Here is a 23,346-nt window from a genome sequence, read left to right as displayed (position 1 = left end):
CCGGCGCTGCAACAGATCGGCTCCGACCTATGTCGCTTCGTTTGATCTTCATGGGCACGCCGGATTTCGCGGTGCCGACGCTGCTCGAACTCGTGGCTCATGGCCATGAGATCGTCGCCGTCTATACCCGCGAAGCAAAGCCCGCCGGCCGTGGCATGAAGCTGCAGCCGACGCCGGTGGCGCGTGAGGCTGAACGGCTCGGCATTCCCGTCTTCACGCCGAAGACGCTGCGGACACCGGAGGCGGAAGCGGAGTTTCGTGCGCATGAGGCCGAGGCCGCGGTTGTCGTCGCCTATGGCATGATCCTGCCGCAGAACATTCTCGATGTACCGCCGCTCGGCTGTTTCAACCTGCACGGCTCGCTGTTGCCGCGCTGGCGCGGTGCCGCACCGATCAACCGTGCGATCATGGAAGGTGATGCCGAGAGCGGCGTCATGGTGATGAAGATGGATGTCGGCCTCGACACTGGCGACGTCGCCATGGCCGAACGTTTGCCGATCACCGATGCGATGACCGCGCTGGATCTGCATGATGCGCTGGCGCCGCTAGGTGCCGACCTGATGGTGCGTGCCATGGGCGCGCTCGAAAGAGGACGGCTCGATTTTACACCGCAGAGCGATGTCGGTGCGACCTACGCCGCCAAGATCGACAAGGCCGAGGCGAAGATCGACTGGTCGAAGCCGGCGCGCGAGGTGCTGCGGCACTGTCATGGCCTGTCGCCGTTTCCCGGCGCCTGGTGCGAAGTGCCGATCGAGGGTGAGGCGGTGCGCGCGAAGATCTTGCGCTGCGAGCTCGCGAAGGGATCGGGCGCGCCGGGCGACGTTATCGACGATCAACTGACCATTGCCTGCGGCGACGGCGCGATCCGTATCATCGATCTGCAGCGCGCTGGCAAGCAGCCGATGAAGGCCCATGAATTCCTGCGTGGCACGCCTCTGAAGCCGCCGCTGCGGGTGAGCTGATGCCGCGCTACAAGATGATCATCGAATATGACGGCGCGCCGTTCTCCGGATGGCAGGTGCAGGCCAACGCGACGCTGACCGTACAGGGCGCGCTGGAAGCAGCGGCAGAAGCCATTTGCGGCGAGCCGATCCGCGTTCATGGCGCCGGTCGCACCGATGCCGGCGTGCATGCGCTCGGCCAGGTAGCCCATTGCGATGTGCCGAAGGTGCTGGTGCCCGGCCGATTCCGTGATGGCATGAACGCGCATCTGCGACCGCATCCGGTCGGGGTGTTGTCGGCAGATGTCGTGCCGGATGATTTCGAGGCGCGGTTCTCGGCCATCAAACGCCACTACGTCTATCGCATCACCAATCGCCGCGCGAACCTCACCGTCGATGCCGGCCGGGTCTGGCGGGTGCCGCGTCCGCTCGATATCGCAGCTATGAGCGAGGCCGCGAAACGTTTGCTCGGTCGCCACGATTTCACGACCTTCCGCGATACCGAATGCCAGGCCAAGTCGCCGATCCGCACGCTCGATCAGCTCGATGTGGTGCAGAACGGCGAGGCGATCACCATCTCGACCTCCGCGCGCTCGTTCCTGCACAGTCAGGTGCGCTCGATGGTTGGCTCACTGGTCTGGGTCGGCAACGGCCGCTGGACGCCGGACGACCTGGCTGCGGCGCTTGCCGCGAAGGACCGCCGCGCCTGCGGTATCGTGGCACCGCCAGATGGGCTGTATCTGGTAAAGGTCGACTACTAGACCTTCACGCGCTTCATCGCATCCCAGAACAGGTCCTGGCCATTGGCGACATTGGCCGTCCAGTGCTCATGCGCGAAATCATTGGCATCGTCGGTGATGAACTTGAACGCGCGCCAGGGAATGCCGTGGCGCAGGCAGACATGGGCGATGGCGAACAGTTCCATGTCGACGACGTCGACCTTGTTGTCGACCAGCCACGGATCGGTCGAGGTGACGAAACTGTCCCCCGTGCCGCAGATGACGCCCTGCCGGCCCGATGACAGGCGGTCGAGATCGGGCGAATAGGGTGTGCGGCCGCGTGGCGCCAGCGGTTCGGCATTCATGTCGCGCTGGATCACGTCGCTGACTTCGACGAGGCCGTTCAGCGTCGTGTTGAGCTTGCCCGCCGTACCGTAGTTCACCACCAGCCTCGGTTTGTCGATCTGGATCGCCTGCAGCGTGGCAATCGTCGTGTTGATCTTGCCGACGCCGGTGAAGATCACGCGAAAGCCAACAGGCGCACGTGCCACATCGAGCTCGCTGTCGAGAGCGGTGAGAACCAGAATGCCGTCGCTCATGCGAAATACCGATCCAGTACGCCACGATAGATTTGGGTAAGTTTTTCCAGATCGGCGACCTTTGTGTGTTCGTCGATCTGATGCATGGTCTGACCGACCAGGCCGAATTCGATTACCGGACAGTAGTTCTTGATGAAGCGCGCATCCGAGGTACCGCCGCCCGTGTTGAGATCGGGTGTGCGGCCGGTGACATCCTTGATCGCGGCAACGACCGTATCGGTAAACGCGCCCGGCTTTGTGACGAAGCTATCCGAATTGCTCGGCTCCCAGATCACCTGCGCGCGAATGCGATTGCCTGCGGCAGCCGCGACGCGTGAATCGATCAGCTCGCGCAATGACGCCTGCGTGTGATGGTCGTTGAAGCGGATATTGAACTTCGCCCGCGCTTGCGCCGGGATCACGTTGCTGGCGGTGTTGCCGACGTCCACTGAAGTGAATTCGAGATGGGACGGCTGAAACTGCGCATTGCCCTGATCGAGCGGATCGCTGCTCAGCGCCGTGATCAATGTGGCGATATCGGGCACCGGATTCGACGCGCGATGCGGATATGCGACATGGCCCTGCACGCCATCGACCACCAGCGTGCCGGACTGCGAACCGCGGCGGCCGATCTTGATGGTGTCGCCCATCTCCTCGACATTCGAGGGCTCGCCGACGATGCAGTGATCGAACTTTTCGCCGCGCTCGGCGGCCCATTGCAGCAGCTTCACGGTGCCGTTGACCGCGATGCCTTCCTCGTCGCCGGTGATCAGGAACGAGATCGACCCTTTCGGCTGCTCCCCGTTCGCGGCGAGATAGTCCAGCACGGCGGCGACTGACGCGGCGATGCCGCCCTTCATGTCCACGGCGCCGCGGCCATAGAGCAATCCATCCGTCACATCGCCAGAGAAGGGGGCATGACTCCACGTGGCTTCTTCCCCGGGTGGAACGACGTCCGTATGGCCCGCGAAACAGATATGCGGCGCTGAGGTCCCGATACGCGCATAGAGGTTTTCGATGTCGGCACTGCCTTCCTCGCTGAAGGTGACGCGATGGACTTCGAAGCCGGCCGACGTCAGCAGGCTCTCGAGCACGCCGAGGGCGCCGGCATCGGCGGGCGTGACGGACGGGCAGCGCAGCAGCGCTTGGGCGATGGACAGGGCGTCATTCATGTCCCCCGATTAACATGAGGTCCCATCGATGGGCCAGCGCGATGCGGGACAAATTCAAGCTCGCTTTGCTGGTCCCAGGCCGGCCGCGTATCGACTGGATCGGCGGGGGCCAGCAGGTCGGCGCCGAACCGGTTGTCGCCGTGCGTTCCCTTGAGGACATACAGTTCGACCGCCCCCCAGAGGGCGACGATGAATACGACTATGGCCAGCGCGATCGCGAGGATCGAGTCGCCCAGCCAGCCACCAAGCTGGTTGTACAGGCCGGGCACGACAAAGAACGGAACCATCCACCAACCGCTTCGGTCCCGATCATGTAGCCGTTTGATCGAGATAGCTGCATAGATCCATAGGAATAGTGGTGTTGCCACCACGTGGACCACCAGCAGGAGCAAGTTGGCTCGTGGCATCGAACGATACGATGCGGGATCGACGATGGCGAAGATGTCGCCGGTGCTGAAACTGTAGGAGTTGATCGGCATTCCCAGCAGCTTCCCGATGCCCACCATCGCCGAGCCCAGCAACATCATACAGCCCAGCATGATTAGCGCCGCGAGCCAGACTCTGGAGCGGTTGATGCGGCCGTCAAAGCCGAACAGAAGCCATTGATAGCCCATGAGCGGTGCTCCGGAGCACGGCGATGGCGCGGCTCAGGATAGTTTGTCGCCTCGGGTGGACTTCGGTTCGATCGCGGAGCGGAACGCGCGGCCGATGAGGCTCAGACCTTCTGTGCAATCGCAGGTTCGGCAAGCGGATCGGGACCGTATTCATTCGGACCCGCAGTGCCGCGCAGGAAGCCCAGTTCGACGATGGCCCAGATGGTCACGGCGAAGCTGGCAATATGAAAGACGAAGCTGGTGCTTGCGCTGCTGGTGCTGCCGATGCCGCTCAGGACGCTGGGGCCGAGCCAGAACACCAGGATCCACCATCCACTCTTCTCGCGGTCGTGCAGCCGCTTGATGCCGGTGGCGATGCCGGACCATGTGCCGGCGACGATGAGGACGATGGCCGCCAGCCACAGCAGGATGGCCGCGCCGACCATGCTGAACAGCCGGTCGGTGTCGAATCCGCCGAGCCACATCACGGCAGCGGTGATGAAGGTGATCCAGATGACCAGGTAGATCAGGATGGCTAGCCAGTATTTGCCGCGATTGATCCGTCCCGTGAAGCTGAAAAGCAGCGTGGTCCAGTCCATGGCAGCCCCCAAATTGTCGATCGATCCGGTCTGCGCGATGCTACGCGCAAACCGGATGAAACGACAAATCAGTCGCGCAGCAACTCGTTGATGCTGGTCTTGGAGCGGGTGCGCTCGTCGACACGCTTGACGATCACGGCGCAGGCGGTGGAGGGGCCGATCTGGCCGTTCTTCATCGGCTTGCCGGGCAGGTTGCCGGGGACCAGCACCGCATATTCCGGCACTTCGCCGACGAACACTTCGCCGGTTTCGCGATCGACGATCTTGGTCGACGCGCCCAGGAACACGCCCATGGCCAGCACCGCGCCTTTGCGTACGATCACGCCTTCAGCGACTTCCGAGCGGGCGCCGATGAAGCAGTCGTCCTCGATGATCACCGGACCGGCCTGCAGCGGCTCCAGCACGCCGCCGATGCCGACGCCGCCCGAAATGTGCACGCGCTTGCCGATCTGGGCGCAGGAGCCAACAGTCGACCAGGTGTCGACCATGGAGCTCTCATCGACATAGGCGCCGAGATTGACGAAAGACGGCATCAGCACGACGTTCTTGGCGATGAAGGCCGACTTGCGCACGATAGCGCCCGGTACAGACCGGAAGCCGGCGTCGCGGAAGCTGTTGTCGCCCCATCCCTCGAACTTCGAGGGCACCTTGTCCCACCAGGCCGCGCCGCCGGGACCACCAGAGATCTGCGCCATGTCATTGAGGCGGAACGACAGCAGCACGGCCTTCTTCAGCCACTGATTGACGGTCCACTTGCCGTCGTCGGCGCGGACGGCGACGCGGGCCTCGCCCTTGTCGAGCAGGTTCAGCGCCTGATCGACGGCGTCGCGCACTTCGCCCTTGGTCGCAGCGTTGACGTTATCGCGCGCGTCGAAGGCGGCATTGATGGTGGATTCGAGGGCGGTCAGCGACATCGCGATTTCCTTGGGCAGAACGTGGGTAAAAGGTGATTTCTTGAAGCTTTTGTCGGGATTTGGCCGGGGAGAGTCAAGACGCGTGGGCGGCCATCCCGCTCTACCGCCCCCTATTCAGCGCCGCCAGAAAACTCGTCAGATCGTCGGTGACATGGTCGACATGGTCGTCGTCACGGCCTTCCAGCTCCCAGTCCTCGCGCACCACCTCCTTGGCGCCGTCGGGCACGATCAGCACGGTGGTCATGCCGAGTTGGTGCGGCACGACGAGGTTGCGCGACAGGTCCTCGAACATGGCGGCTTTGGAGGGATCGACGCCATGCAGGCGCAGGAATTTATCATAGGTCTGCTGAGCGGGCTTCGGTTCAAGATCGGCGGCGATGATGTCGAAGATTGCTTCGAACTGGTCGGCGAAACCGAGGCGCTCCAGCACGGCGCCGGCATGGGCGACCGAACCGTTGGTCAGGATCAGTTTGCGGCCTGGCAGTTGCGCGATCGCGGCGCCCATCACCGGATTGGGCTCCAGCGGCGAATGATCAATCTCGTGAACGAAAGCCAGAAAATCGTCGGCGCGGACACCGTGCTCGATCATCATGCCGCGCATGGTGGTGCCGTAGCGCTTGTAATAGTCCTTCTGAACCTTGAAGGCCGCGTCGGGCGAAATCCTGAGGAAGTTCGCGACGAAGTCGCGGATCTTGCCGTCGACCTGCTGCCACAGGTTCACGTGGTGCGGATACAGCGTGTTGTCGAGATCGAACACCCATGTCTCGACATGGTTGAAGGCACGCGGCGATTTGGTCGGCAGGGTCATTGATTGTCTCTGTTGTCTGGCCGTCACGGTGTCCCAAAGCGCAGCGTCTTGCCGCCGCCTGTCATATCGACGATGGCGAAGCCGACGCTGGTGAGGCCGCGGCTATTGCAGTCGTTGTGTTCGCGGATCTCGAATTTGCTCTCGCGCGTGCACAGCATGCGAACGCCGCCCCAGTTCAGGGGCTTGTCGTTAAGCTTGATAGCGCGGCCGTTATCATCGACTGCTTCGGCGAAACTGAGGATCTGGCGGGGCTGGCCGACCACGTCGGGCCGCAGGCATTTGCCGGGCTCGATGCGATACCAGCCGCGGCTGACAACGCCCTTGCCGTCATCGGTCGCGACAGACGCCATCACCTTGTAGGACGTATCGTTGCACCAGGTGAGGCCTGTTGCGGAGGGCGCCTGCACGGCGGCGATCATGGTCTCGAAGAAATTCGGCGTTGAAACCACATCAGCCGCGAGACTGCGGCTCTTGAGGAATGAGGACAGCGCGCTCTGGGTCTTCGGTCCATCGACGCCGTCGATCGGTGCGGCGTCATAGCCCGCGATCACCAGCAGGCGCTGGATGGCAGCGAGCTTGGCCTGCTCGTCGTCATATTCGCTGTCTTCCGCGAGATAGGCGACCATATTGCCGTCGTCGGTCTGCGTCGGCTTGATCATCGTGAACGGCGCTTGTGACTGTCCGGCACGGCATTGCCGGGCAGCGGCGATAACGAAGTTATCCGGCGCGATGCACAGGTTGTCGGTGCCGTTTTGCGCCACGGGTGAGGCGCCGTAGATGCTGAGTGCACGGGCATGCAGCAGGATACGATCGGCCGTCAGCGTGCCCTGCACGACGACGCGGCACTGCGCGGGATCGATGCGAAACCAGCCGCGTGTCGCAGTGGCGCTCTTGTCGTCGATACCGATGGCGGCTTCGACAACATAGCTCATGCGGTTGCAGAGTTTGAGGTCGGCGTGGGCGGGGATGGTGAATGCGCCCAATAGCAGAGCGAGACTGAGAAAAAGCGAGCGGCCGGAGCCTCTCCACGCGTCATGGCCGGGCTTGACCCAGTCATCGATCTTTTGCGTCACGCGTTGGCAGAAGACGTGGATGCCCGGCACAAGGCCGGGCATGACGATGCTTCTGATGCGTGCCCTGTCCATCACTTGTGGATCAGCGTGCCCGTGCCCTGATTGGTGAAGAGTTCGAGCAGCACGGCATGGGGAGTCTTGCCGTCGATGATGACGACGCCTTCGACACCTTGTTCGAGCGAATAGATGCAGGTTTCGACCTTCGGGATCATGCCGCCGGAAATCGTGCCGTCGGCGATCAGCTTGCGGGCATCCTTGATCGACAGTTCCGGGATCAGCTTCTTCGACTTGTCGAGCACGCCCGGCACGTCGGTGAGCAGCAATAGGCGCTTGGCCTTCAGCGCGCCTGCGACGGCGCCGGCAAAGGTGTCGGCATTGACGTTGTAGGTCTTGCCTTCCTTGCTTGCTGCAAGCGGCGCCAATACCGGGATCAGCTCATAGCCGATCAGCTGGTTGAGTAGCGTGAGATCGACTTTCTCCGGTTCGCCGACGAAACCGAGATCGACCACCTTCTCGATGTTCGAATCAGGATCGACCATGGTGCGCGTCGCCTTCGACGCGGTGACCATGTTGCCGTCCTTGCCGCATAGGCCGACTGCCTTACCGCCGGCTTCGTTGATATAGCTGACGATCTGCTTGTTGATCGAGCCGGCAAGCACCATCTCGACGATCTCGATCGTCGCCGCATCGGTGATGCGTAATCCAGCGGCGAATTCCGACTTGATGCCGAGGCGCGTCAGCATCTGCGCGATCTGCGGTCCGCCGCCATGGACGACCACCGGATTGATGGCGGTCTGCTCCAGCAGAACGATGTCGCGGGCAAAGGCGCGCGCTGTATCCTCGGCGCCCATGGCGTGTCCGCCATATTTGATGACGATCGTCTCTTCGTCATATTGCTGCATGTGGGGCAGCGCCTCCGACAGGATGCGGGCCTGGTCGAGAGCACTGATGATGGGCGCGTCGGTCATGAAGCGGATCTCACGGTGAGCAATCTGCGGCGCGTTCTAGCCGATTGATCGACGCCGCGCAAAGCATCGCTGCTCTGTCCAGTAGCCCGGCGTCAGGCGGGACGTGGCCAAGCTGCGGATACCGCCAGCGCCAGCCAGCTCAAGATCAGTAGGGCGCCGCCGGTCGGCGCGGCCATTGTGAACAGGCCGTGACCCACATATTGGCGCAGGGTCAGGTCGCCGGCGAAGATCGCGGCAGCAATGACGAAGCCGAAGGCGGCCGTCACGCCGAGCTGCAGATGGGCGACGCCGCGCTCGATCAGGGCGACGGCGCCGAGAATGGCGGCCGCGTGGAACAGCAGCATCGAGGAGGCTGAGGCCAGCCGGGTCGCATCGGGCTGGTGCGCGGAGGCGGCGGCGAGAATGACGCCATCGGCGCCCATCACGCCGGCCAGAATGACAAGAATGCGAAACAGGCCAAAGCGGGTCATCAATTGCGCTCGTTCAACAGGCGGACCATGGCGGCCCGCAATTCGGCCATGCCGTCGCCCGTGCGCGACGATGTGATCAGCACGTCGGGAAAGGCTGCTGGATGAGTCCGCAATTCAGTGCGCACTTCTTCGAGGGTCTTTTCGAGTTCGCTCTTTTTCACCTGATCAGCCTTGGTCAGCACGATCTGGTAGCTGACAGCGGACCGATCGAGGGACCTGAGCACGTCGAGATCGACGTCTTTCAGGCCATGCCGGGAGTCGATCAGAACATAGACGCGCGCGAGGCTCGCGCGACCCTGGAGGAAATTGTAGATCAGCTTGGTCCAGGACGCGATCTTGACCTTCGGCGCCGAGGCATAGCCGTAGCCGGGCATGTCGACGAGCCGGAAGTCGGAGCCATCGGGACCTTCGAAGAAGATCAGCTCCTGGGTGCGGCCGGGCGTATGCGAGGTCCGCGCCAGCGCATTGCGGCCGGTGAGCGAATTGATCAGGCTGGATTTGCCGACATTGGAACGGCCGGCAAAGGCCACTTCCATCCCTGCCATCGGTGGCAGCGTCTCGATCGAGGGCGAAGCCCAGATGAACGTCCATTCGCCAGCGAACAGCAGACGGCCCTGTTCGATCAGCTTCGCATCGGTGTCAGTGGTCATGCGAAGTCTTTCCGGCCTGCGCCCCGGCTTGCGCCGGGGACGTCAGCCACTTGGTTTGATCAGGTCGTTTTCTTCTTCGCGAAGGTCGACTTCACGTTGTCGAACAGTTCGACCTTCACGCCGTTGCGATTCATGATGTAGGCCTGCTGCAGCACCGAGAGGGTGTTGTTCCAAGCCCAGTAGATCACGAGACCGGCCGGGAAGCCGGCGAGCATGAATGTGAAGATCAGCGGCATCCAGTCGAAGATCATCTTCTGCGTCGGATCCGGCGGCGTCGGGTTCAGCTTCATCTGGAACCACATCGTGATGCCCATGATGATCGGCCAGATGCCGAGCGCGAGGTAGTGACCGAACACCGGAATCGTCGTTGGATCGAGCGGGATCAGGCCGAACAGGTTGAACAGGTTGGTCGGATCATGCGCCGAGAGATCCTTGATCCAGCCGAAGAACGGCGCGTGCCGCATTTCGATGGTGACGAACAGAACCTTGTAGAGCGAGAAGAACACCGGAATCTGCAACATGACGGGAAGACAACCGGCGATCGGGTTGATCTTCTCCTTCTTGTAGATCTCCATCATCTCCTGCTGCTGCTTCATCTTGTCGTCAGGGAAGCGCTCCTTGAGCGCCGCCAGCTGCGGCTGCACGGCCTTCATCTTCGCCATCGAGGCGTAGGACTTGCTGGCCAGCGGGAAGAAGATGATCTTCACCAGCACGGTGACGAGCAGAATGGCGATGCCGAAGTTGCCGAACAGGTGGAAGAACCAGTCGAGCGCCAAGAACATCGGCTTGGTGATGAAGTAGAACCAGCCCCAGTCGATCAGAAGATCGAAGTGGTTGAGGCCGAGCGCCTGATTATAGCCGCCGAGGCCGACGGCCAGCGGGAAGTTGATGCCGACGGTGGCGGCTTCCTTGGCGCCGGCGAACAGGCGGGCATTGGCCGTGCCGGTGCCGCCGATGGCGATGGTCTGCGCGTCCTGCAGATAATCGGTCTGGTAGGTCCGCTGCGTGCCGGTCAGGTTCGACGAGAACCGCGCCTGCAGCTTCGCAGTGGTGTCGGGCAGCAGGGCCGAGGCCCAGTATTTGTCGGTGATACCGAGCCAGCCATTGGTGACGTTGAAATTCACCGCCTTGGCTTCGTCGATCTTCTTGTAACCGTATTCCTGCAAGCCCTGGTCGCCGAGATAGCCGACGAGGCCTTCATGCAGGATGTAATAGCCTTCCACATGCGGCGTGCCGTGACGCGAGATCAGTGCGAACGGATACAGCGTCACCGGCGCGTTGCCGATATTGCTGACGTCATCCTTGACCGAGAACAGGTAGCGGTCGTCGATCGAGATCGTCCGGGTGAACGTCAGGCCATCGCCGTTGTTGTATTTCAGAACGACAGGCGTGGTCGGCGTCAGGGCATTGGAGCCTTCCTGCTGCCACTGGGTGTTCTGGTCGGGGATCTTGGTGTTCGCACCGGCGGCGGCGACCCAGCCGAACTCGGCATAATAAGGTGCGGCCGTGCCCGAAGGGGAGAACAGCACGATCGCCGGCGACTTGGGGTCGACGGTGTCGCGGAACTTGGTCAGCGAGATATCGTCGATGCGCGCGCCCTTCAGCGCGATGCTGCCGGAGATGCGCGGGGTGTCGATCTTGACGCGCTGCGAAGCGGCAATGGCGCTGTCGCGGCTGACGATCGGAGCATTGGCCGGGGCGACATTCGCTGGCGCGCCGCCCGCTGCGGTGGAGTTCGCTGTCGGCGTTGTGCTGCCGGGGGCGGTGCCTGGCTGTGCAGTCGGGTTGGCGAGCTGGCTCTGCGTCGCGGTCTGTGCGCGCTGCTTCTCCATCTGTGGGATGTTGTAAAAATATTGCCAGCCGATCAGCACCAGGCCGGACAGAATGACGGCAATGATGGTGTTGCGATTGTCGATCATCGTTCAGGTCTCGTCATTCAAATGCGGGTGCGGCTCTCGCTTCCGGCTGCGCTTGTCGCAGGCTGGAAGCGTCAGGTCACGCTGGTTTTAGAAGATTGCGTCTTAGAAGATTGCCGATCGAGGCGGTGCAGCGCCGAGCGGAGGTCGTCGAGCATCATCGTGAAATCGCGTTGGAGCGCGACACGACGGCCGACTAGCACATAATCGCTGTGGGGTCGCATGGATAAGACATCGACGCGCTTCACCAGTTCGCGAAGCCTGCGTCGGATCCGGTTCCGCTCGGTGGCGGTTCCGTTTTTTTTGGTCACGGTAAAGCCGACCCTGATCGGGCCGTCGTCGTCACGTCGCCGGGTTTGCATCACAAAGGCAGGGCTGTTCACCCGCGGCCCATTGGCAGCGGCGAGAAAGTCCGCCCGCTGCCGTAACCGGTCCATGATGAACTCTCGGAAGAGATCCGATCAGGCGCTGAGGCGCTTACGGCCACGTGCGCGGCGCGCAGCCAGAACCTTGCGGCCGCCAACGGTCGCCAGGCGAGCACGGAAGCCGTGACGGCGCTTGCGCACCAGTTTCGAGGGTTGATAAGTCCGCTTCACGGGTCGTTCTCCGCTGACCGGGCAATTCGCCGAGTAATTTGAGGTAAGTCCTAAGATGTTGGCTCAACGAGCCATTTCAGGCCCAAAGACGAGCCGCACCCGATCCAAAACCGGGCCATCGCGGACAGTTGGCGGGCTTATACGGGAGCGTCCTGTTTTCGTCAATGTTGCCCTGTAGCGGTGTTCCGGTCCGCCAAATTCCTGGAACCAAGGGACTAATCCCAATTTCCCGGTGTTTTCAGGTTGTTGGCGGTTGTGAAATTGCTCTATGGCTTAAGCGTGTTCGCTTGGCGGACAGATTTAAGAATTGGTCGCAACCATCATCGTAACAAATCGTCGTTGGACCCGTATCTCTCGATAGTTCAGCGTCAGACCGTGAGATCAGAGGGCAATATTGTGTCTTCGGCCGGCGAAAAGCCCATCGAGCCCGCGTTCAGGCTCGGCCCCATGCGACGGCTGGGGCTGTCGGGCAAGCTGTTGTTGCTCACCATCCCACTGGTGCTGATTGCCGAAATTCTCATTTATGTGCCCTCGATCGCCAATTTCCGGATCAACAGGCTGAACGACAGGCTGGCCGCGGCTAATACGGCAGCACTGGTGCTGGACGCCGCGCCGCTCGGCATGGTCCCGGAATCGCTGTCGCGGCAAATCCTGAGCAGCATCGGCGCCCGTGCGGTGGCCATCAAGATGGGCCAGCAGCGCCGTTTGCTCGCCAGCGCGGATCTTCCGTCGCAGATCGATCATGACATCGATATGCGGTCGATGACGGTGTGGTCGGCGATCGTCGATGCGTTCGAAGTCATGCTGGAAACCGGCGATCAGACGATGCGCATCATCGGGCCGGCGCCTGGCGGGGCGCAATTCATTGAAGTGGTGGTCGATGAATTACCGCTGCGGCAGGCGATGTATCGTTTCTCCAGCAATCTGTTGTGGGTGTCGCTGGGACTGGCGATTCTCTCTGCAGGATTGGTCTATCTGGCGCTGCATTATCTGTTCGTGCGGCCGATGCGGAATTTGACGGCCAATCTCGTCGCTTTCCATGAAAACCCCGAGAGTTCGGCGCGGATCATCGTGCCGAGCCAGCGCGCCGACGAAATCGGCGTGGCGGAGCGCGAATTGTCCGACATGCAGCGCGATCTCGTTTCGATGCTGCATCAGAAGAGCCGCCTTGCCGCGCTGGGCCTCGCGGTCTCAAAGATCAATCACGATTTGCGCAACCTACTGGCGTCGTCGCAATTGCTGTCGGATCAGCTCTCGAGCGTACCCGATCCGCGCGTGCAGCGCTTCGCGCCGAAGCTGATGCGCTCGCTGGAGCGCGCTATCGCGTTCTGCCAGTCGACACTTTCTTATGGCCGCGCGCAGGAAGCGGCCCCCGATCGCAAAATGATGCTGGTCGAACCGGTTGTTAATGAAGTCCGCGAATCGGCGGGGCTCGCGACCGACGCGTCGATCGGCTGGGTCAACGCCATCGAGCGCGGGCTGATGGTCGATGCTGATCCCGACCAGTTGTTTCGCATTTTGCTCAATCTGGTCCGCAATGCGGCGCAGGCGCTCGAAGGCCAGCCGCAGAGCGACGTCGCCCCGCAGCAGATTCGCATTACTGGTCGCCGCGAGGGCGCTGTCACCATTCTCGAAGTGTCCGACACCGGCCCCGGCGTCCCGCAGCGGGCGCGTGATCACCTGTTTGAGGCGTTTCAGGGCTCGTCCCGCCCCGGTGGTAGCGGGCTGGGCCTCGCAATCGCGGCCGAACTGGTCCGCGCCCATGACGGCGATATTCACCTTGTGGAAGGCACTTTGGGCGCCACCTTCCGGATCAGCCTTCCGGACCGGCCGGTGGAACTGCACAGCATCCGCAACGAACGCGCGCGGGCCTGAGCCGTCTTTTCCGGGTATGTCACGGGAGTGAAATAAGCGGCTCAGGGCGCTTGCCAAGCCGGGCTCGACCCGGTAGCTATGGCCCGCTTTCGCAAACATCGTTTCCGAAACGCATCCGATGTTGGCGGCTCTGACTTTTGGCCCCACACATCGCGGCACGCGCCCGTAGCTCAGCTGGATAGAGCACGTGACTACGAATCACGGGGTCAGAGGTTCGAATCCTTTCGGGCGCGCCAGACTTTTCCGTTCATATCGGGCCAAGTTAAGAGCGAGTCTATTAGGCCCAATAAAACCGGCCTTTTCATTTTCGCTCTGAGTCGCTTATTTTCAATAACGGCGAGTCTATATCGATGGATTACGAAAAAGGCCCCGAAGGGGGCCTGTGATCGGTCTGCGGCGGTGGCGGGCATCACCCTAAGTACGGATCAATGTCCCGTCTATGCCAGGCATAACCTTTCGTCCGATTGGCCGATTGAAAAACTGCTGCCGGTCATGGTCATGTGTGAACGCGTCGGGAGGGGTGCCTCGATGTCGCAACAGGAGCTGGTCGTATCCGCCGCCAGGAGTGAGGGCAGAATGTATCAGCAACCGCGCTGGCGGCTGGTTGTTTTCGCAGTCGAGCGGGTCCGTATCAAAATTCAGGCAATTGTGATCATTCGACGTCACGTCTCGGACGTGTGCTTCGAGACTGGGCTGCACGTTCTGCATTGGGTCGGCTCGGGACGATAACGTCGAAACGCCGTGTATGTGCTGTTGCTTCGGAGTACCGAGCTATGAAGAAGATACTTATTATCGGCATCGGAGCTGGAGATCCCGACTACGTCACCATGCAGGCCGTGGATGCCCTGAACCGGACCGACGTCTTCTTCATCATGGACAAGGGACCGAGCAAGACGAAGCTGATCGAGCTTCGTAAGGAAATCTGCCGGCGTTATATCAAAGGCAACAACCATCGCTTCGTTGACGCGACCAGCCCGGAATGGGCGCGCGATGCGGAGGATTATTTCTCAACCGTGGATGGCCTCAACCGCGACAAGCAAGCTCTGTTCGAACGCCTGATCTCGCAGGAGATGTCGGACGGCGAATGCGGCGCATTTCTGGTATGGGGTGACCCGACGCTCTATGACAGCACGATTCGGATCGTCGAGATGATTGCCGGCAGCGGTCGCTACGAACTTGAATATGAGGTCATTCCCGGCATCAGCAGTGTCCAGGCGCTCGCTGCAAAACACAAAACAACGCTCAACCGCATCGGGCAATCCATCGAAATCACTACGGGACGGAAGATGGCGGAAGGCTTCCCTGAAGGCGCCGATAGCGTCGTCGTCATGCTTGATGGCGGAGATACCTACAAGCAGTTCGCCGATCAGAATGTCGATATCTACTGGGGCGCCTATATCGGCATGCCCGACGAAATCCTGATATCGGGCAAGCTGAAAGATGTCGTCGATGATATCGAGCGGGTCAGGACAGAGGCGCGTCTCGCCAATGGATGGATCATGGATAGCTATCTGATGCGAAGGGGCGGTGGTGCCAAGATCTGACGGGCGGATCCGGGTGCGGCAGGGACACGTGACGTGAATCGTTTGACCTCGATGGAGGCGAAGGGCTGGTGCCCCGGTGCCTTGCGGCCGATGTTGAGCGGCGACGGACTGATCGTCCGCGTTCGCCCGCAATCGGCGACGCTTGGCCTCGACGAACTGGTTGCGCTCGCCGACGCCGCAGGACGTCTCGGCAGCGGACATATCGATCTGACGCGGCGGGCAAATCTGCAGATACGTGGCGTCAGCGAGGCAACTCTGCCGCAACTGCACGAGGTGATCGCCCGATTTGGATTGCTCGACTGCAGTCCGGATGGCGAGGCCGTACGTAACGTCATGATCAATCCTCTCACGGGTATCGATCCCGCCGAAGTTCTTGACGTCAGAAGCATCGGTGGAGAGCTTGCACGGCTGCTCGCGACCGAGACGTCGCTTTGGGCATTGCCGACCAAGTTTGGCTTCATCGTCGATGGCGGTGGCATCCTGGGTCTTGCGGAACAGCGTGGCGATATTCGTCTTGCCGCGATTGCAGATGGTCAAGGCGCTGCGATTGCGATTGGCCTCGAAACGCAGATCGGGGTGGAGTGGCTTGGTTCAATCGTGCCCGGTGCGGCGGCGGCCGTCGCCGTCGAAGCAGGGCTTGCCTTCATCGCCGTGGCGTCGCGTGAACAGCGGCGGCGGATGCGCGACCTGTCCGATGAAGGTCTTGCATCTGTTCGGTCCGCGGTCGTGCCGCGGTTGGATGCGCTCCACGAGCCGCCGCGCGAAGTAGATGCGCCGTTGATGCAACGCACCGGTTTGATCGCGCTGGGTGCCGGACGGTTTGTTGTGGGGATCGCAGCGCCTTTTGGGCGTGTCGAAGCCGGTCAAATCCGGATGCTCGCTGATGCGATGGTAGCCCGTGGTGTCAAGGACATCAGGCTCTCGCCCTGGCGCACGCTCTATGCTGAGGTCTCCAGCGAGGCGGCGGGGCAAAGCATTCTCGCGGCTGCGGCAAGTGTTGGCCTGGTCGTTGACGCCGCTGATCCGCTGCTTCAGATCGAAGCCTGCCCGGGTGCTCCCGGTTGTCAGTCGACCTCCCTCGATACGCGTGGCGATGCCCGCTGGTTGGCGCGATTGCTGCCGCGGTTTGGCTTCACTGGAACCGTTCATGTTTCCGGCTGTGCCAAGGGGTGCGCGAAATCGGGGACGAGCGACTTTGTGCTGGTCGGGGACGATTGTCGTTACGGCCTCGTGCGCAGTGGCACGGCTCAGGATGTCCCCTCGCGCCGCTTTCTCTTTTCCGATTTTGTCGCTGATCCCGACCAGATCTTCGATGCCGACCAAGGTGGCAAGCATGACTGACACACTTTCCTACATTCGGGATGGTGCCGAGATTTACCGCAATTCATTTGCGATCATTCGAGCCGAAGCCGATCTGTCCCGCTTCAAACAGAACGAGGAGAAACTGGCCGTCAGAATCATCCATGCCTGCGGCATGGTCGACATCGTGGATGATCTTTTTATGTCTCCGACATTTGCGGCGAGCGCATCCGAAGCATTGCTGCGTGGCGCGCCGATTCTTTGCGATGCGAAGATGGTGGCTAACGGCGTGACGCGCAGCCGGTTGCCGCGAGACAACAGCGTCGTCTGCACGCTCGATGATCCGACTGTCGCACAGCTTGCCATCGAGACGGGGAATACACGCTCGGCCGCGGCGCTGGAGCTCTGGCGGCCGCATCTTGAGGGCGCTGTTGTCGTCATAGGCAATGCGCCGACCGCGCTGTTTCGGTTGCTCGAAATGCTCGACGCAGGCGCGCCGCATCCTGCCGCCATCATCGGCGCTCCCGTCGGTTTTGTCGGAGCTGCGGAGTCCAAGCAGGCTCTTGCGGAGCAGACCCGCGTTCCATTCCTGATTGTCCGTGGTCGCAGGGGCGGTAGCGCCATGGCGGCGGCGGCGGTCAATGCGCTGGCGAGTGAACGCGAATGACAAGTTTCGACGCGATCGGCGGCAACGCGCGTGGTGGAACGCTCTATGGCATCGGGGTCGGGCCCGGCGATATCAACTATCTGACGCTGCGGGCTGCGGCCCTTGTGCGGGATGTCGATGTGATCGCCTTTTTCGCCAAGCGCGGCCTGCAGGGCAATTCGCGCGGCATCGTCGACCCTTTGATCGAAAAGGGACGCCCAGAGCTGCGGCTGGAATATCCCGTCACGAACGAGATCCCGCCGGAAGATCCTTCCTATCAGGAGCAGATCAGCCGGTTCTATGAAGCAAGCGTCGAGACGCTGTCGGGGCTGCTCCGGCAGGGCAAGTCCGTGGGGCTGCTGGCCGAGGGCGATCCGTTCTTCTATGGCTCGTTCATGCACATCTGGCGCCGTCTCGAAGCCAGCTTCCCGATCGAGGTTGTGCCCGGCGTCACCGGCATGTCGGCTTGCTGGACACACGCAAATGCACCGATCACCTGGGGTAATGACGTTCTCTCGGTGCTTCCGGGAACGCTGGATGAAGATCAGTTGAGGCGTCGTCTCGTTGACACGGATGCTGCCGTGATCATGAAGGTCGGCAAGAATCTGGCAAAGATCCGCCGTGCTGTTGACGCAGCGGGTTTGCTTGCGCGCGCCATCTATGTGGAGCGGGGCTCCATGCCAGGTGAGCGGATTATGCCCTTGGCCGAATGTCCCGATGGCGACGGCCCTTATTTTTCGATGGTGCTGATTCCGGGGCAGGGGAGACGGCTGTGAGCGGTTCGGTTTTTATTATCGGTCTTGGACCCGGCTCCATCGACCTCTTAACGCCGGCGGCGAGCAGAGCGCTTCAGGCCGCGACAGATCTCGTTGGTTATGGACCCTATATCGATCGAATCCCGGAAACCCTTTTCAACCAGCGCCGTCATGCGTCTGGCAATCGCGTCGAGATCGATCGGGCACAGTATGCTCTCGCACTCGCGGCTGAAGGCATGAAGGTCGCGGTCGTTTCGGGGGGCGATCCCGGCGTATTCGCGATGGCGGCTGCGGTGTTCGAGGCGATCGAGGCCGGCGATCCCGCTTGGCGAGACCTCGATATTCGTGTCGAGCCGGGGATCACAGCCATGCTCGCCGCTGCAGCCGAAGTCGGCGCACCGCTTGGGGGGGATTTCTGCGCGATCTCGCTGTCGGACAATCTGAAATCATGGGCGACCATCGAGCGGCGTCTGCGGGCGGCGGCTGAAGGTGATTTCGTCATTTCGCTTTACAACCCGGCGTCGCGGGCGCGGCCGCATCAGCTCGGGCAGGCATTCGATCTTTTGCGGGCCATCAAGTCGCCCGAGACCATTGTGCTCTTCGTCAGAAAAGCCGGGACTCCGGAAGCAAGCGTGATCGTATCAACTTTGGCAGAGGTGGACCCGGCTCTCGCCGATATGCGCACGCTTGTCATCATCGGCGCCGAGGCCACGCGGCTGATCCCCCGAAAGGGATTGCGGCCCTGGATCTATACGCCGCGCGCGGAGCAAGAGGTTGTGCGATGAGCGAGCTGTTGTTCGAGCCAGATGACGGCAGCTTCAGCATTTTGCACACCGTGCCCGGACGGCTTATGCGGACGCGCAATCATCACGACCGGAATTCCAAGCGCGCGCGCGGCGTCGATCTTGGCGTAGGTCGCAGCGCCCCCCGAGTTCTTGGAAACAACAACATCGATTTTCTCGTGCGCGAGAAGTGCCGTTTCAGCCGGCATGTTGAAGGGGCCGCGACTGAACAGAAAACGCATATCGGGCGGCAGCGCGACATCGTCGGGCGGATCTATGGTGCGTGCGATGTAGTGATGATGGGGGCTCGTTGCGAAGGCGCTGAGCTCCTGCCGGCCAAGGCTCAGGAAAACACGGCGCGGCCCAGGCCCCAGCGCGTCAGCGGCGGCTTCCGCGCTTGCGACGGTCAGCCAGTTATCGTCCGGTCGAGGTTGCCAGGCGGCGCGCAGGATCGAGGCGAGCGGGATCGCAAGCCGCGTGCATGCGGCCACGGCATTGGACGAGATCTGATCGGCATAGGGATGCGTTGCGTCAACGACGGCGTCGATTTTTTCCCGCTGCAGCCATGCGGCAAGACCGTCGGCGCCGCCGAAACCGCCGATCCGCGTTTGAACGGGCTGCGATTTGGGATTCGCAGTGCGCCCGGCAAGCGAGACGGTCGTCTCAAAGCGCGAGTCGGTCGCAAGCAGCTGCGTCAGGTCAGAGGCCTCCGTGGTACCTCCGAGGATCAGAACGCGTATCAAGGCCATCTCCATGACTGCTGAGCCTGCAACCTGCACGGAGCAGCGCTGGCTGTCCATCATCGGCATTGGTGAAGACGGTATCGACGGGCTGTCTGCTGTTGCCAAGCGCTTGATCAGTTCGGCGGAGCTGGTTGTGGGCGGCGCGCGCCATCTGGAACTGGCCGGCGATCTTGTTCTGGGGCGGCGTCTGATCTGGCCCAGTCCCATGAGCGACGCGTTCAACGAGATCAAGCAGTATCGTGGGCGCTCCGTCGTGGTTCTGGCGAGCGGTGATCCCTTTCATTTCGGCGTTGGCAAGCAACTCGCGGCATTTGTGCCGGCCGAGGAATTCGTTTGCCTGCCGCAACCGTCCGCTTTCAGTCTCGCGGCTGCACGGATGGGATGGTCGCTGCAGGACGTTGCACTGGTCACGCTGCATGGTCGTGCGCTGCACGGCATTGTCAGGCACCTGCAACCCGGCGCGCGCATCCTCGCGTTGTCGTGGGACAGCACGACGCCAGCCAAGCTCGTCGAACTTCTCAACGCGCATCGCATGGGACAATCGCGCATCTCAGTGCTCGAGGCGATGGGCGGTCCTCGTGAGCGGGTGCGTCACGCGACAGCATCGACTTTCGATATCGCAGACATTGCCGCGCTTAACACGATCGCTATCGAGGTGGTTGCGGAACCGGACGCTGCGATCATCGCTCTCGCACCGGGCCTCGATGACGGACTATTCGAGCATGACGGCCAACTGACAAAGCGCGAAATTCGCGCCGTGACGCTGTCGTCGCTGGAGCCGCGATACGGCGAACTGCTCTGGGATATCGGACTTGGCGCAGGCTCGGTCGCGATCGAGTGGTTGCTGCGCCATCCCTCCTTGAGTGCAATCGGAGTCGAGGCACGTCAGGACCGGGCAGACCGGGCCGCGCGAAACGCTGCAGCCCTCGGTGCGCCGGATCTCAAGATCGTGCAAGGCCATGCGCCGGAAGCACTCGCGGGGCTTACCCGACCGGATGCTGTGTTTATCGGCGGCGGCATGATGGATGATGGCGTGTTCGAAGCGGTCTGGTCAGCGCTGAAGTCTGGCGGGCGCCTCGTGGCCAATGCGGTGTCGCTCGAGACGGAAGCCCGGCTCGCCGATTATTTCGGCCGCTTCGGCGGCGATCTCGTGCGGCTGCAAATCGCGCGAGTCGATAAAGTGGGCACCATGTCCGGCTGGCGCCCGGCAATGCCGGTCACGCAATGGCGGGTGAAGAAGCCATGATCGTTGCAGGCATCGGGTGCAGGCGCGGGGCGCCGTCCGAAGACGTGGTCAGCGTGATTTTTGCGGCGCTCTCGCATTTCGGTATTGCGCATGATGACCTCAGCGCGATTGCGACGGAAACATTGAAAGCCGATGAGCAGGGGATCGCACATGCGGCCCGGCATCTGTCGGTGCCGCTGGTGCGATGTCCAGTGTCAGATTTGGGGCGTGTCACGGATCGGGTTATCACGCATTCATTGCGCGTCCAGGGGATCAAGGGCGTTCCGTCGATCGCGGAAGCATCTGCGCTTGTGGCAGCGGGGCACAATGCCCGGCTGCTCGGGGCGCGCATCGTGGCCAACAACATAACCTGCGCGATCGCAGTCGGCGAGGACACATGACTGTTCATTTCATCGGAGCCGGACCCGGCGCACCCGATCTGATCACGATCCGCGGACGCGATCTGATCGCTGGCTCCCCGGTTTGTCTCTATGCCGGCTCCTTGGTGCCGCAAGCTCTGTTAGGCCATTGCCCGGCCGGCGCGCGCATCATCAATACGGCGCCGATGTCACTCGACGAGATCATCGCGGAGATCGTGCAAGCCTCCGATGCAGGTCAGGATGTCGCGCGGCTCCATTCCGGCGACCTATCGATCTGGAGCGCGCTTGGCGAACAGTTGCGGCGTCTCGATGCGCTCAATATCTCGTACACCGTCACGCCGGGCGTGCCGGCTTTCGCCGCAGCGTCTGCCGCGCTGGCACGGGAATTGACACTACCCGAGGTCGCGCAGTCGGTCGTCCTGACCCGAACCTCAGGACGGGCTTCGTCGATGCCCGAAACGGAAGATTTGGCTGCATTCGCGGCGACGCGCGCCACGCTCGCTATTCATCTGTCCATTCACGTGCTTGAGACAACAGTTGCGACATTGATCCCCGCTTATGGCGAAGCGTGTCCGGTTGCGGTGGTGTTTCGCGCAAGCTGGCCTGACGAACAGATCATCCGCGCCACACTCGGCACCATCGCCACTGAAGTTCAGAAGACCAGCATCGATCGTACTGCGCTTATTCTCGTGGGCGAGGTGTTGGCCGCGCGGGAGTTTCGTGAAAGTGCGCTTTACGACAGCGCCTATCAGCGGCGGTTCCGGGGGCGAGAGTCGTGATGGACGCTCAGCTTCTCGCCGATACCCTTCCTGAGTTCCCGGACTTCCCACCCGGCGAGGTATGGCTTGCAGGTGCAGGCCCGGGCGATCCTGGGCTTTTGACACTGCATACGCTCCACGCACTGAAGACGGCAGATGACATTGTTCACGATGCGCTGGTTGATCCGCGGATCCTGAAGCTTGTGGGCAATCAGGCGAAACTGATCTTTGCGGGAAAGCGCGGCGGCAGACCTTCATCCGAGCAGGGCGACATCAACGAGTTTCTGATCGAACGCGCCAGGATGCAGCACCGCGTTCTGCGGCTGAAAGGCGGCGATCCCTTTGTATTCGGGCGTGGTGGAGAAGAAGCCTTGGCACTGACACGGGCCGGTGTTCGATTCAGAATCATACCGGGCATTACGTCGGGACTTGCGGCTGCAGCCCTCGCCGGCATTCCGGCGACGATGCGGGACATCAACCATGCGGTTATCCTGATGGCGGGAAGCCGATCGGCGGATCGGGCATCGATAGCCGAGTGGGAGAGGCTGGCGAGTGTCGGACAGCCGATCATCGTTTACATGCCCATGTCGAATTTGCCTGAGATCATGAGCGCCTTCGAACGTGGCGGCATGGCGCGTGATACACCGGCCGTTATCATCAGCTCGGCATCGACGTCGGAAGAGCAAATTGTTGAAACGAGTCTTGACAAAGCTCCGGCGGACGCCGCGCGGCAGGGAATCGGTGCGCCTGCAATCGTGATTGTCGGTGCGATTGCCGGGATGAGGCAGAAGCTTTTGCCCAATATGGCTTGTGGGCGATGATCCATCTCATCGGTCCACTAGGCCTTGCGGCGCGCACAGAACTAACCTGTATTACCTCTTAGTGTTGGATGGATGATCGCGAGAGGTCTGTGGCTCAATCCAGAAGCGGAGGAGCATTGGTGACCTTCTTGCCAAAGGGCCACTTAGTGCCCCGTTCGCAGAATGAGCGGCAGTAAGCTTGCCGTTTACCACTGATAACGCGCGCCGCCCTTGCCTGCGTAGCTGCGGGTGACGTCGGAGAACTCGCCTTCGAAGATTGCGGCGAGTGAGAAGCCGTTGCGCCACTTCATCTCGGCGGAGGCGGTGGTCAATGCGGCATCGCTGGCCTGCTGTGCGCCGTTGACGACGAACGACGCACCGGGCACGGACTGGAATGTGGCGGCAACGCTGCGGTCGGGGTTGAACTCATGCGCCCCGGCGAAGCGATCGCGCTTCGCCGAACCCGCATCTGCCAACAGGCAGGATCGCAAGAACGAACTCCACCGCATCTATGATCCTCGTCGTCCATACTAGAACCCCCG

General features: G+C 61.9%; 26 protein-coding genes, 1 tRNA gene and 1 pseudogene. 13 read left to right on the top strand and 15 right to left on the bottom strand.

Annotated elements, in window-relative coordinates:
• The first annotated feature begins 29 nt into the window (after positions 1-29).
• Together fmt and truA are read left to right on the top strand one after the other, a co-directional pair.
• Entirely contained in the window at positions 30-962 is a 933-nt protein-coding gene (gene fmt / locus AB8A33_RS23995) for a methionyl-tRNA formyltransferase (protein ID WP_439095038.1), read from the top strand.
• Positions 962-1,702 (top strand): tRNA pseudouridine(38-40) synthase TruA, encoded by a 741-nt coding sequence (gene truA, locus AB8A33_RS23990; protein WP_439095037.1) that lies wholly within the window; start codon positions 962-964, stop codon positions 1,700-1,702. Before fmt ends, truA begins: the two co-directional genes overlap by 1 nt.
• On the opposite strand, the gene AB8A33_RS23985 is transcribed toward truA, so the two are convergent.
• From AB8A33_RS23985 to rpmH, 13 genes are all read right to left on the bottom strand, one after another.
• Positions 1,699-2,259 carry a phosphorylase family protein gene (locus AB8A33_RS23985; protein WP_439095036.1) on the bottom strand — a complete coding sequence of 187 codons (561 nt, stop codon included), beginning with the start codon at positions 2,257-2,259 and terminating at the stop codon, positions 1,699-1,701. The two genes, truA and AB8A33_RS23985, sit on opposite strands and share 4 nt — an antisense overlap.
• Entirely contained in the window at positions 2,256-3,410 is a 1,155-nt protein-coding gene (gene dapE / locus AB8A33_RS23980; protein ID WP_439095035.1) for a succinyl-diaminopimelate desuccinylase, read from the bottom strand. The genes AB8A33_RS23985 and dapE overlap by 4 nt, the downstream gene beginning before the upstream one ends.
• Positions 3,407-4,024 carry a DUF805 domain-containing protein gene (locus AB8A33_RS23975; protein WP_439095034.1) on the bottom strand — a complete coding sequence of 206 codons (618 nt, stop codon included), beginning with the start codon at positions 4,022-4,024 and terminating at the stop codon, positions 3,407-3,409. Before AB8A33_RS23975 ends, dapE begins: the two co-directional genes overlap by 4 nt.
• Positions 4,025-4,125: 101 nt before the next feature.
• Positions 4,126-4,602, bottom strand: a complete 477-nt coding sequence (locus tag AB8A33_RS23970) for a DUF805 domain-containing protein (RefSeq protein WP_439095033.1) — start codon at positions 4,600-4,602, stop codon at positions 4,126-4,128.
• Positions 4,603-4,670: 68 nt separating this feature from the next.
• Positions 4,671-5,516, bottom strand: a complete 846-nt coding sequence (gene dapD, locus AB8A33_RS23965) for a 2,3,4,5-tetrahydropyridine-2,6-dicarboxylate N-succinyltransferase (protein ID WP_093759804.1) — start codon at positions 5,514-5,516, stop codon at positions 4,671-4,673.
• 100 nt (positions 5,517-5,616) lie between these two features.
• On the bottom strand, positions 5,617-6,324 hold the full coding sequence (locus tag AB8A33_RS23960; protein ID WP_439095032.1) for a pyrimidine 5'-nucleotidase: 708 nt from the start codon (positions 6,322-6,324) through the stop codon (positions 5,617-5,619).
• Between the two features lie 23 nt (positions 6,325-6,347).
• Positions 6,348-7,385 (bottom strand): DUF1036 domain-containing protein, encoded by a 1,038-nt coding sequence (locus AB8A33_RS23955; RefSeq protein ID WP_439096029.1) that lies wholly within the window; start codon positions 7,383-7,385, stop codon positions 6,348-6,350.
• 83 nt (positions 7,386-7,468) lie between these two features.
• Positions 7,469-8,365, bottom strand: coding sequence for an acetylglutamate kinase (gene argB, locus AB8A33_RS23950; protein WP_439095031.1), 897 nt, complete (start codon positions 8,363-8,365; stop codon positions 7,469-7,471).
• A 92-nt stretch (positions 8,366-8,457) separates the two neighbouring features.
• Positions 8,458-8,835: a DUF423 domain-containing protein gene (locus AB8A33_RS23945; protein ID WP_439095030.1), complete on the bottom strand. Its 378-nt coding sequence runs from the start codon at positions 8,833-8,835 to the stop codon at positions 8,458-8,460.
• On the bottom strand, positions 8,835-9,485 hold the full coding sequence (gene yihA / locus AB8A33_RS23940) for a ribosome biogenesis GTP-binding protein YihA/YsxC (RefSeq protein WP_439095029.1): 651 nt from the start codon (positions 9,483-9,485) through the stop codon (positions 8,835-8,837). Before yihA ends, AB8A33_RS23945 begins: the two co-directional genes overlap by 1 nt.
• Positions 9,486-9,544: 59 nt before the next feature.
• Positions 9,545-11,404, bottom strand: coding sequence for a membrane protein insertase YidC (gene yidC, locus AB8A33_RS23935; RefSeq protein ID WP_439095028.1), 1,860 nt, complete (start codon positions 11,402-11,404; stop codon positions 9,545-9,547).
• Between the two features lie 71 nt (positions 11,405-11,475).
• Positions 11,476-11,838 carry a ribonuclease P protein component gene (gene rnpA, locus AB8A33_RS23930; RefSeq protein WP_089262790.1) on the bottom strand — a complete coding sequence of 121 codons (363 nt, stop codon included), beginning with the start codon at positions 11,836-11,838 and terminating at the stop codon, positions 11,476-11,478.
• Positions 11,839-11,862: 24 nt separating this feature from the next.
• Positions 11,863-11,997, bottom strand: coding sequence for a 50S ribosomal protein L34 (gene rpmH, locus AB8A33_RS23925; RefSeq protein WP_011471298.1), 135 nt, complete (start codon positions 11,995-11,997; stop codon positions 11,863-11,865).
• 447 nt (positions 11,998-12,444) lie between these two features.
• On the opposite strand from rpmH, the gene AB8A33_RS23920 reads away from it, so the two are divergent.
• The 7 genes from AB8A33_RS23920 to cobJ all read left to right on the top strand — a co-directional run bounded on the left by AB8A33_RS23920 (position 12,445) and on the right by cobJ (position 18,901).
• On the top strand, positions 12,445-13,872 hold the full coding sequence (locus tag AB8A33_RS23920) for an ATP-binding protein (RefSeq protein WP_439096028.1): 1,428 nt from the start codon (positions 12,445-12,447) through the stop codon (positions 13,870-13,872).
• 159 nt (positions 13,873-14,031) lie between these two features.
• Positions 14,032-14,108, top strand: a tRNA-Arg gene (locus tag AB8A33_RS23915).
• 537 nt (positions 14,109-14,645) lie between these two features.
• Positions 14,646-15,416, top strand: coding sequence for a precorrin-6A synthase (deacetylating) (gene cobF / locus AB8A33_RS23910; RefSeq protein ID WP_439095027.1), 771 nt, complete (start codon positions 14,646-14,648; stop codon positions 15,414-15,416).
• A gap of 33 nt (positions 15,417-15,449) precedes the next feature.
• On the top strand, positions 15,450-16,757 hold the full coding sequence (gene cobG / locus AB8A33_RS23905; protein ID WP_439095026.1) for a precorrin-3B synthase: 1,308 nt from the start codon (positions 15,450-15,452) through the stop codon (positions 16,755-16,757).
• Positions 16,750-17,382 (top strand): precorrin-8X methylmutase, encoded by a 633-nt coding sequence (locus AB8A33_RS23900; protein WP_439095025.1) that lies wholly within the window; start codon positions 16,750-16,752, stop codon positions 17,380-17,382. The genes cobG and AB8A33_RS23900 overlap by 8 nt, the downstream gene beginning before the upstream one ends.
• Positions 17,379-18,137 (top strand): precorrin-2 C(20)-methyltransferase, encoded by a 759-nt coding sequence (locus tag AB8A33_RS23895; protein WP_439095024.1) that lies wholly within the window; start codon positions 17,379-17,381, stop codon positions 18,135-18,137. The genes AB8A33_RS23900 and AB8A33_RS23895 overlap by 4 nt, the downstream gene beginning before the upstream one ends.
• Positions 18,134-18,901, top strand: a complete 768-nt coding sequence (gene cobJ / locus AB8A33_RS23890) for a precorrin-3B C(17)-methyltransferase (protein WP_439095023.1) — start codon at positions 18,134-18,136, stop codon at positions 18,899-18,901. Before AB8A33_RS23895 ends, cobJ begins: the two co-directional genes overlap by 4 nt.
• Here cobJ and AB8A33_RS23885 read toward each other — a convergent pair.
• Positions 18,865-19,638: a cobalt-precorrin-6A reductase gene (locus tag AB8A33_RS23885; protein ID WP_439096026.1), complete on the bottom strand. Its 774-nt coding sequence runs from the start codon at positions 19,636-19,638 to the stop codon at positions 18,865-18,867. The two genes, cobJ and AB8A33_RS23885, sit on opposite strands and share 37 nt — an antisense overlap.
• A 13-nt stretch (positions 19,639-19,651) precedes the next feature.
• Between AB8A33_RS23885 and cbiE the strand changes: the two genes are divergently transcribed.
• From cbiE to cobA, 4 genes are read left to right on the top strand one after another with little or no spacing between them, the layout of a single operon-like run.
• Positions 19,652-20,887 (top strand): precorrin-6y C5,15-methyltransferase (decarboxylating) subunit CbiE, encoded by a 1,236-nt coding sequence (gene cbiE / locus AB8A33_RS23880; protein WP_439095022.1) that lies wholly within the window; start codon positions 19,652-19,654, stop codon positions 20,885-20,887.
• The gene (locus AB8A33_RS23875) at positions 20,884-21,267 is read left to right on the top strand and encodes a cobalamin biosynthesis protein (protein ID WP_439095021.1); all 384 of its coding nucleotides are present in this window, start codon (positions 20,884-20,886) and stop codon (positions 21,265-21,267) included. Before cbiE ends, AB8A33_RS23875 begins: the two co-directional genes overlap by 4 nt.
• On the top strand, positions 21,264-22,025 hold the full coding sequence (gene cobM, locus AB8A33_RS23870; protein ID WP_439095020.1) for a precorrin-4 C(11)-methyltransferase: 762 nt from the start codon (positions 21,264-21,266) through the stop codon (positions 22,023-22,025). Before AB8A33_RS23875 ends, cobM begins: the two co-directional genes overlap by 4 nt.
• Positions 22,025-22,825 (top strand): uroporphyrinogen-III C-methyltransferase, encoded by an 801-nt coding sequence (gene cobA / locus AB8A33_RS23865; RefSeq protein WP_439095019.1) that lies wholly within the window; start codon positions 22,025-22,027, stop codon positions 22,823-22,825. Before cobM ends, cobA begins: the two co-directional genes overlap by 1 nt.
• A gap of 185 nt (positions 22,826-23,010) precedes the next feature.
• On the opposite strand, the pseudogene AB8A33_RS23860 reads toward cobA, so the two are convergent.
• A pseudogene (locus tag AB8A33_RS23860) lies at positions 23,011-23,256 on the bottom strand (autotransporter outer membrane beta-barrel domain-containing protein); the annotation flags it as partial.
• Positions 23,257-23,346: the final 90 nt, after the last annotated feature.

Source organism: Tardiphaga sp. 813_E8_N1_3 (assembly GCF_051811025.1).
Classification (GTDB): domain Bacteria; phylum Pseudomonadota; class Alphaproteobacteria; order Rhizobiales; family Xanthobacteraceae; genus Tardiphaga.
Note: the sequence above shows the minus strand (reverse complement) of the source record. Positions and strands in the feature narration are given on the sequence as shown.

Coding starts and splice junctions, on each gene's coding strand:
- truA (WP_439095037.1), top strand. CDS start 962: ATGCCGCGCTACAAGATGATCATCGAATATGACGGCGCGCCGTTCTCC.
- AB8A33_RS23875 (WP_439095021.1), top strand. CDS start 20,884: ATGATCGTTGCAGGCATCGGGTGCAGGCGCGGGGCGCCGTCCGAAGAC.
- AB8A33_RS23970 (WP_439095033.1), bottom strand. CDS start 4,602: ATGGACTGGACCACGCTGCTTTTCAGCTTCACGGGACGGATCAATCGC.
- cobM (WP_439095020.1), top strand. CDS start 21,264: ATGACTGTTCATTTCATCGGAGCCGGACCCGGCGCACCCGATCTGATC.
- AB8A33_RS23900 (WP_439095025.1), top strand. CDS start 16,750: ATGACTGACACACTTTCCTACATTCGGGATGGTGCCGAGATTTACCGC.
- yidC (WP_439095028.1), bottom strand. CDS start 11,404: ATGATCGACAATCGCAACACCATCATTGCCGTCATTCTGTCCGGCCTG.
- AB8A33_RS23960 (WP_439095032.1), bottom strand. CDS start 6,324: ATGACCCTGCCGACCAAATCGCCGCGTGCCTTCAACCATGTCGAGACA.
- yihA (WP_439095029.1), bottom strand. CDS start 9,485: ATGACCACTGACACCGATGCGAAGCTGATCGAACAGGGCCGTCTGCTG.
- dapD (WP_093759804.1), bottom strand. CDS start 5,516: ATGTCGCTGACCGCCCTCGAATCCACCATCAATGCCGCCTTCGACGCG.
- dapE (WP_439095035.1), bottom strand. CDS start 3,410: ATGAATGACGCCCTGTCCATCGCCCAAGCGCTGCTGCGCTGCCCGTCC.
- AB8A33_RS23985 (WP_439095036.1), bottom strand. CDS start 2,259: ATGAGCGACGGCATTCTGGTTCTCACCGCTCTCGACAGCGAGCTCGAT.
- fmt (WP_439095038.1), top strand. CDS start 30: ATGTCGCTTCGTTTGATCTTCATGGGCACGCCGGATTTCGCGGTGCCG.
- rnpA (WP_089262790.1), bottom strand. CDS start 11,838: ATGGACCGGTTACGGCAGCGGGCGGACTTTCTCGCCGCTGCCAATGGG.
- cbiE (WP_439095022.1), top strand. CDS start 19,652: ATGACTGCTGAGCCTGCAACCTGCACGGAGCAGCGCTGGCTGTCCATC.
- AB8A33_RS23895 (WP_439095024.1), top strand. CDS start 17,379: ATGACAAGTTTCGACGCGATCGGCGGCAACGCGCGTGGTGGAACGCTC.
- AB8A33_RS23945 (WP_439095030.1), bottom strand. CDS start 8,835: ATGACCCGCTTTGGCCTGTTTCGCATTCTTGTCATTCTGGCCGGCGTG.
- argB (WP_439095031.1), bottom strand. CDS start 8,365: ATGACCGACGCGCCCATCATCAGTGCTCTCGACCAGGCCCGCATCCTG.
- cobA (WP_439095019.1), top strand. CDS start 22,025: ATGGACGCTCAGCTTCTCGCCGATACCCTTCCTGAGTTCCCGGACTTC.
- cobF (WP_439095027.1), top strand. CDS start 14,646: ATGAAGAAGATACTTATTATCGGCATCGGAGCTGGAGATCCCGACTAC.
- AB8A33_RS23975 (WP_439095034.1), bottom strand. CDS start 4,024: ATGGGCTATCAATGGCTTCTGTTCGGCTTTGACGGCCGCATCAACCGC.
- AB8A33_RS23920 (WP_439096028.1), top strand. CDS start 12,445: ATGCGACGGCTGGGGCTGTCGGGCAAGCTGTTGTTGCTCACCATCCCA.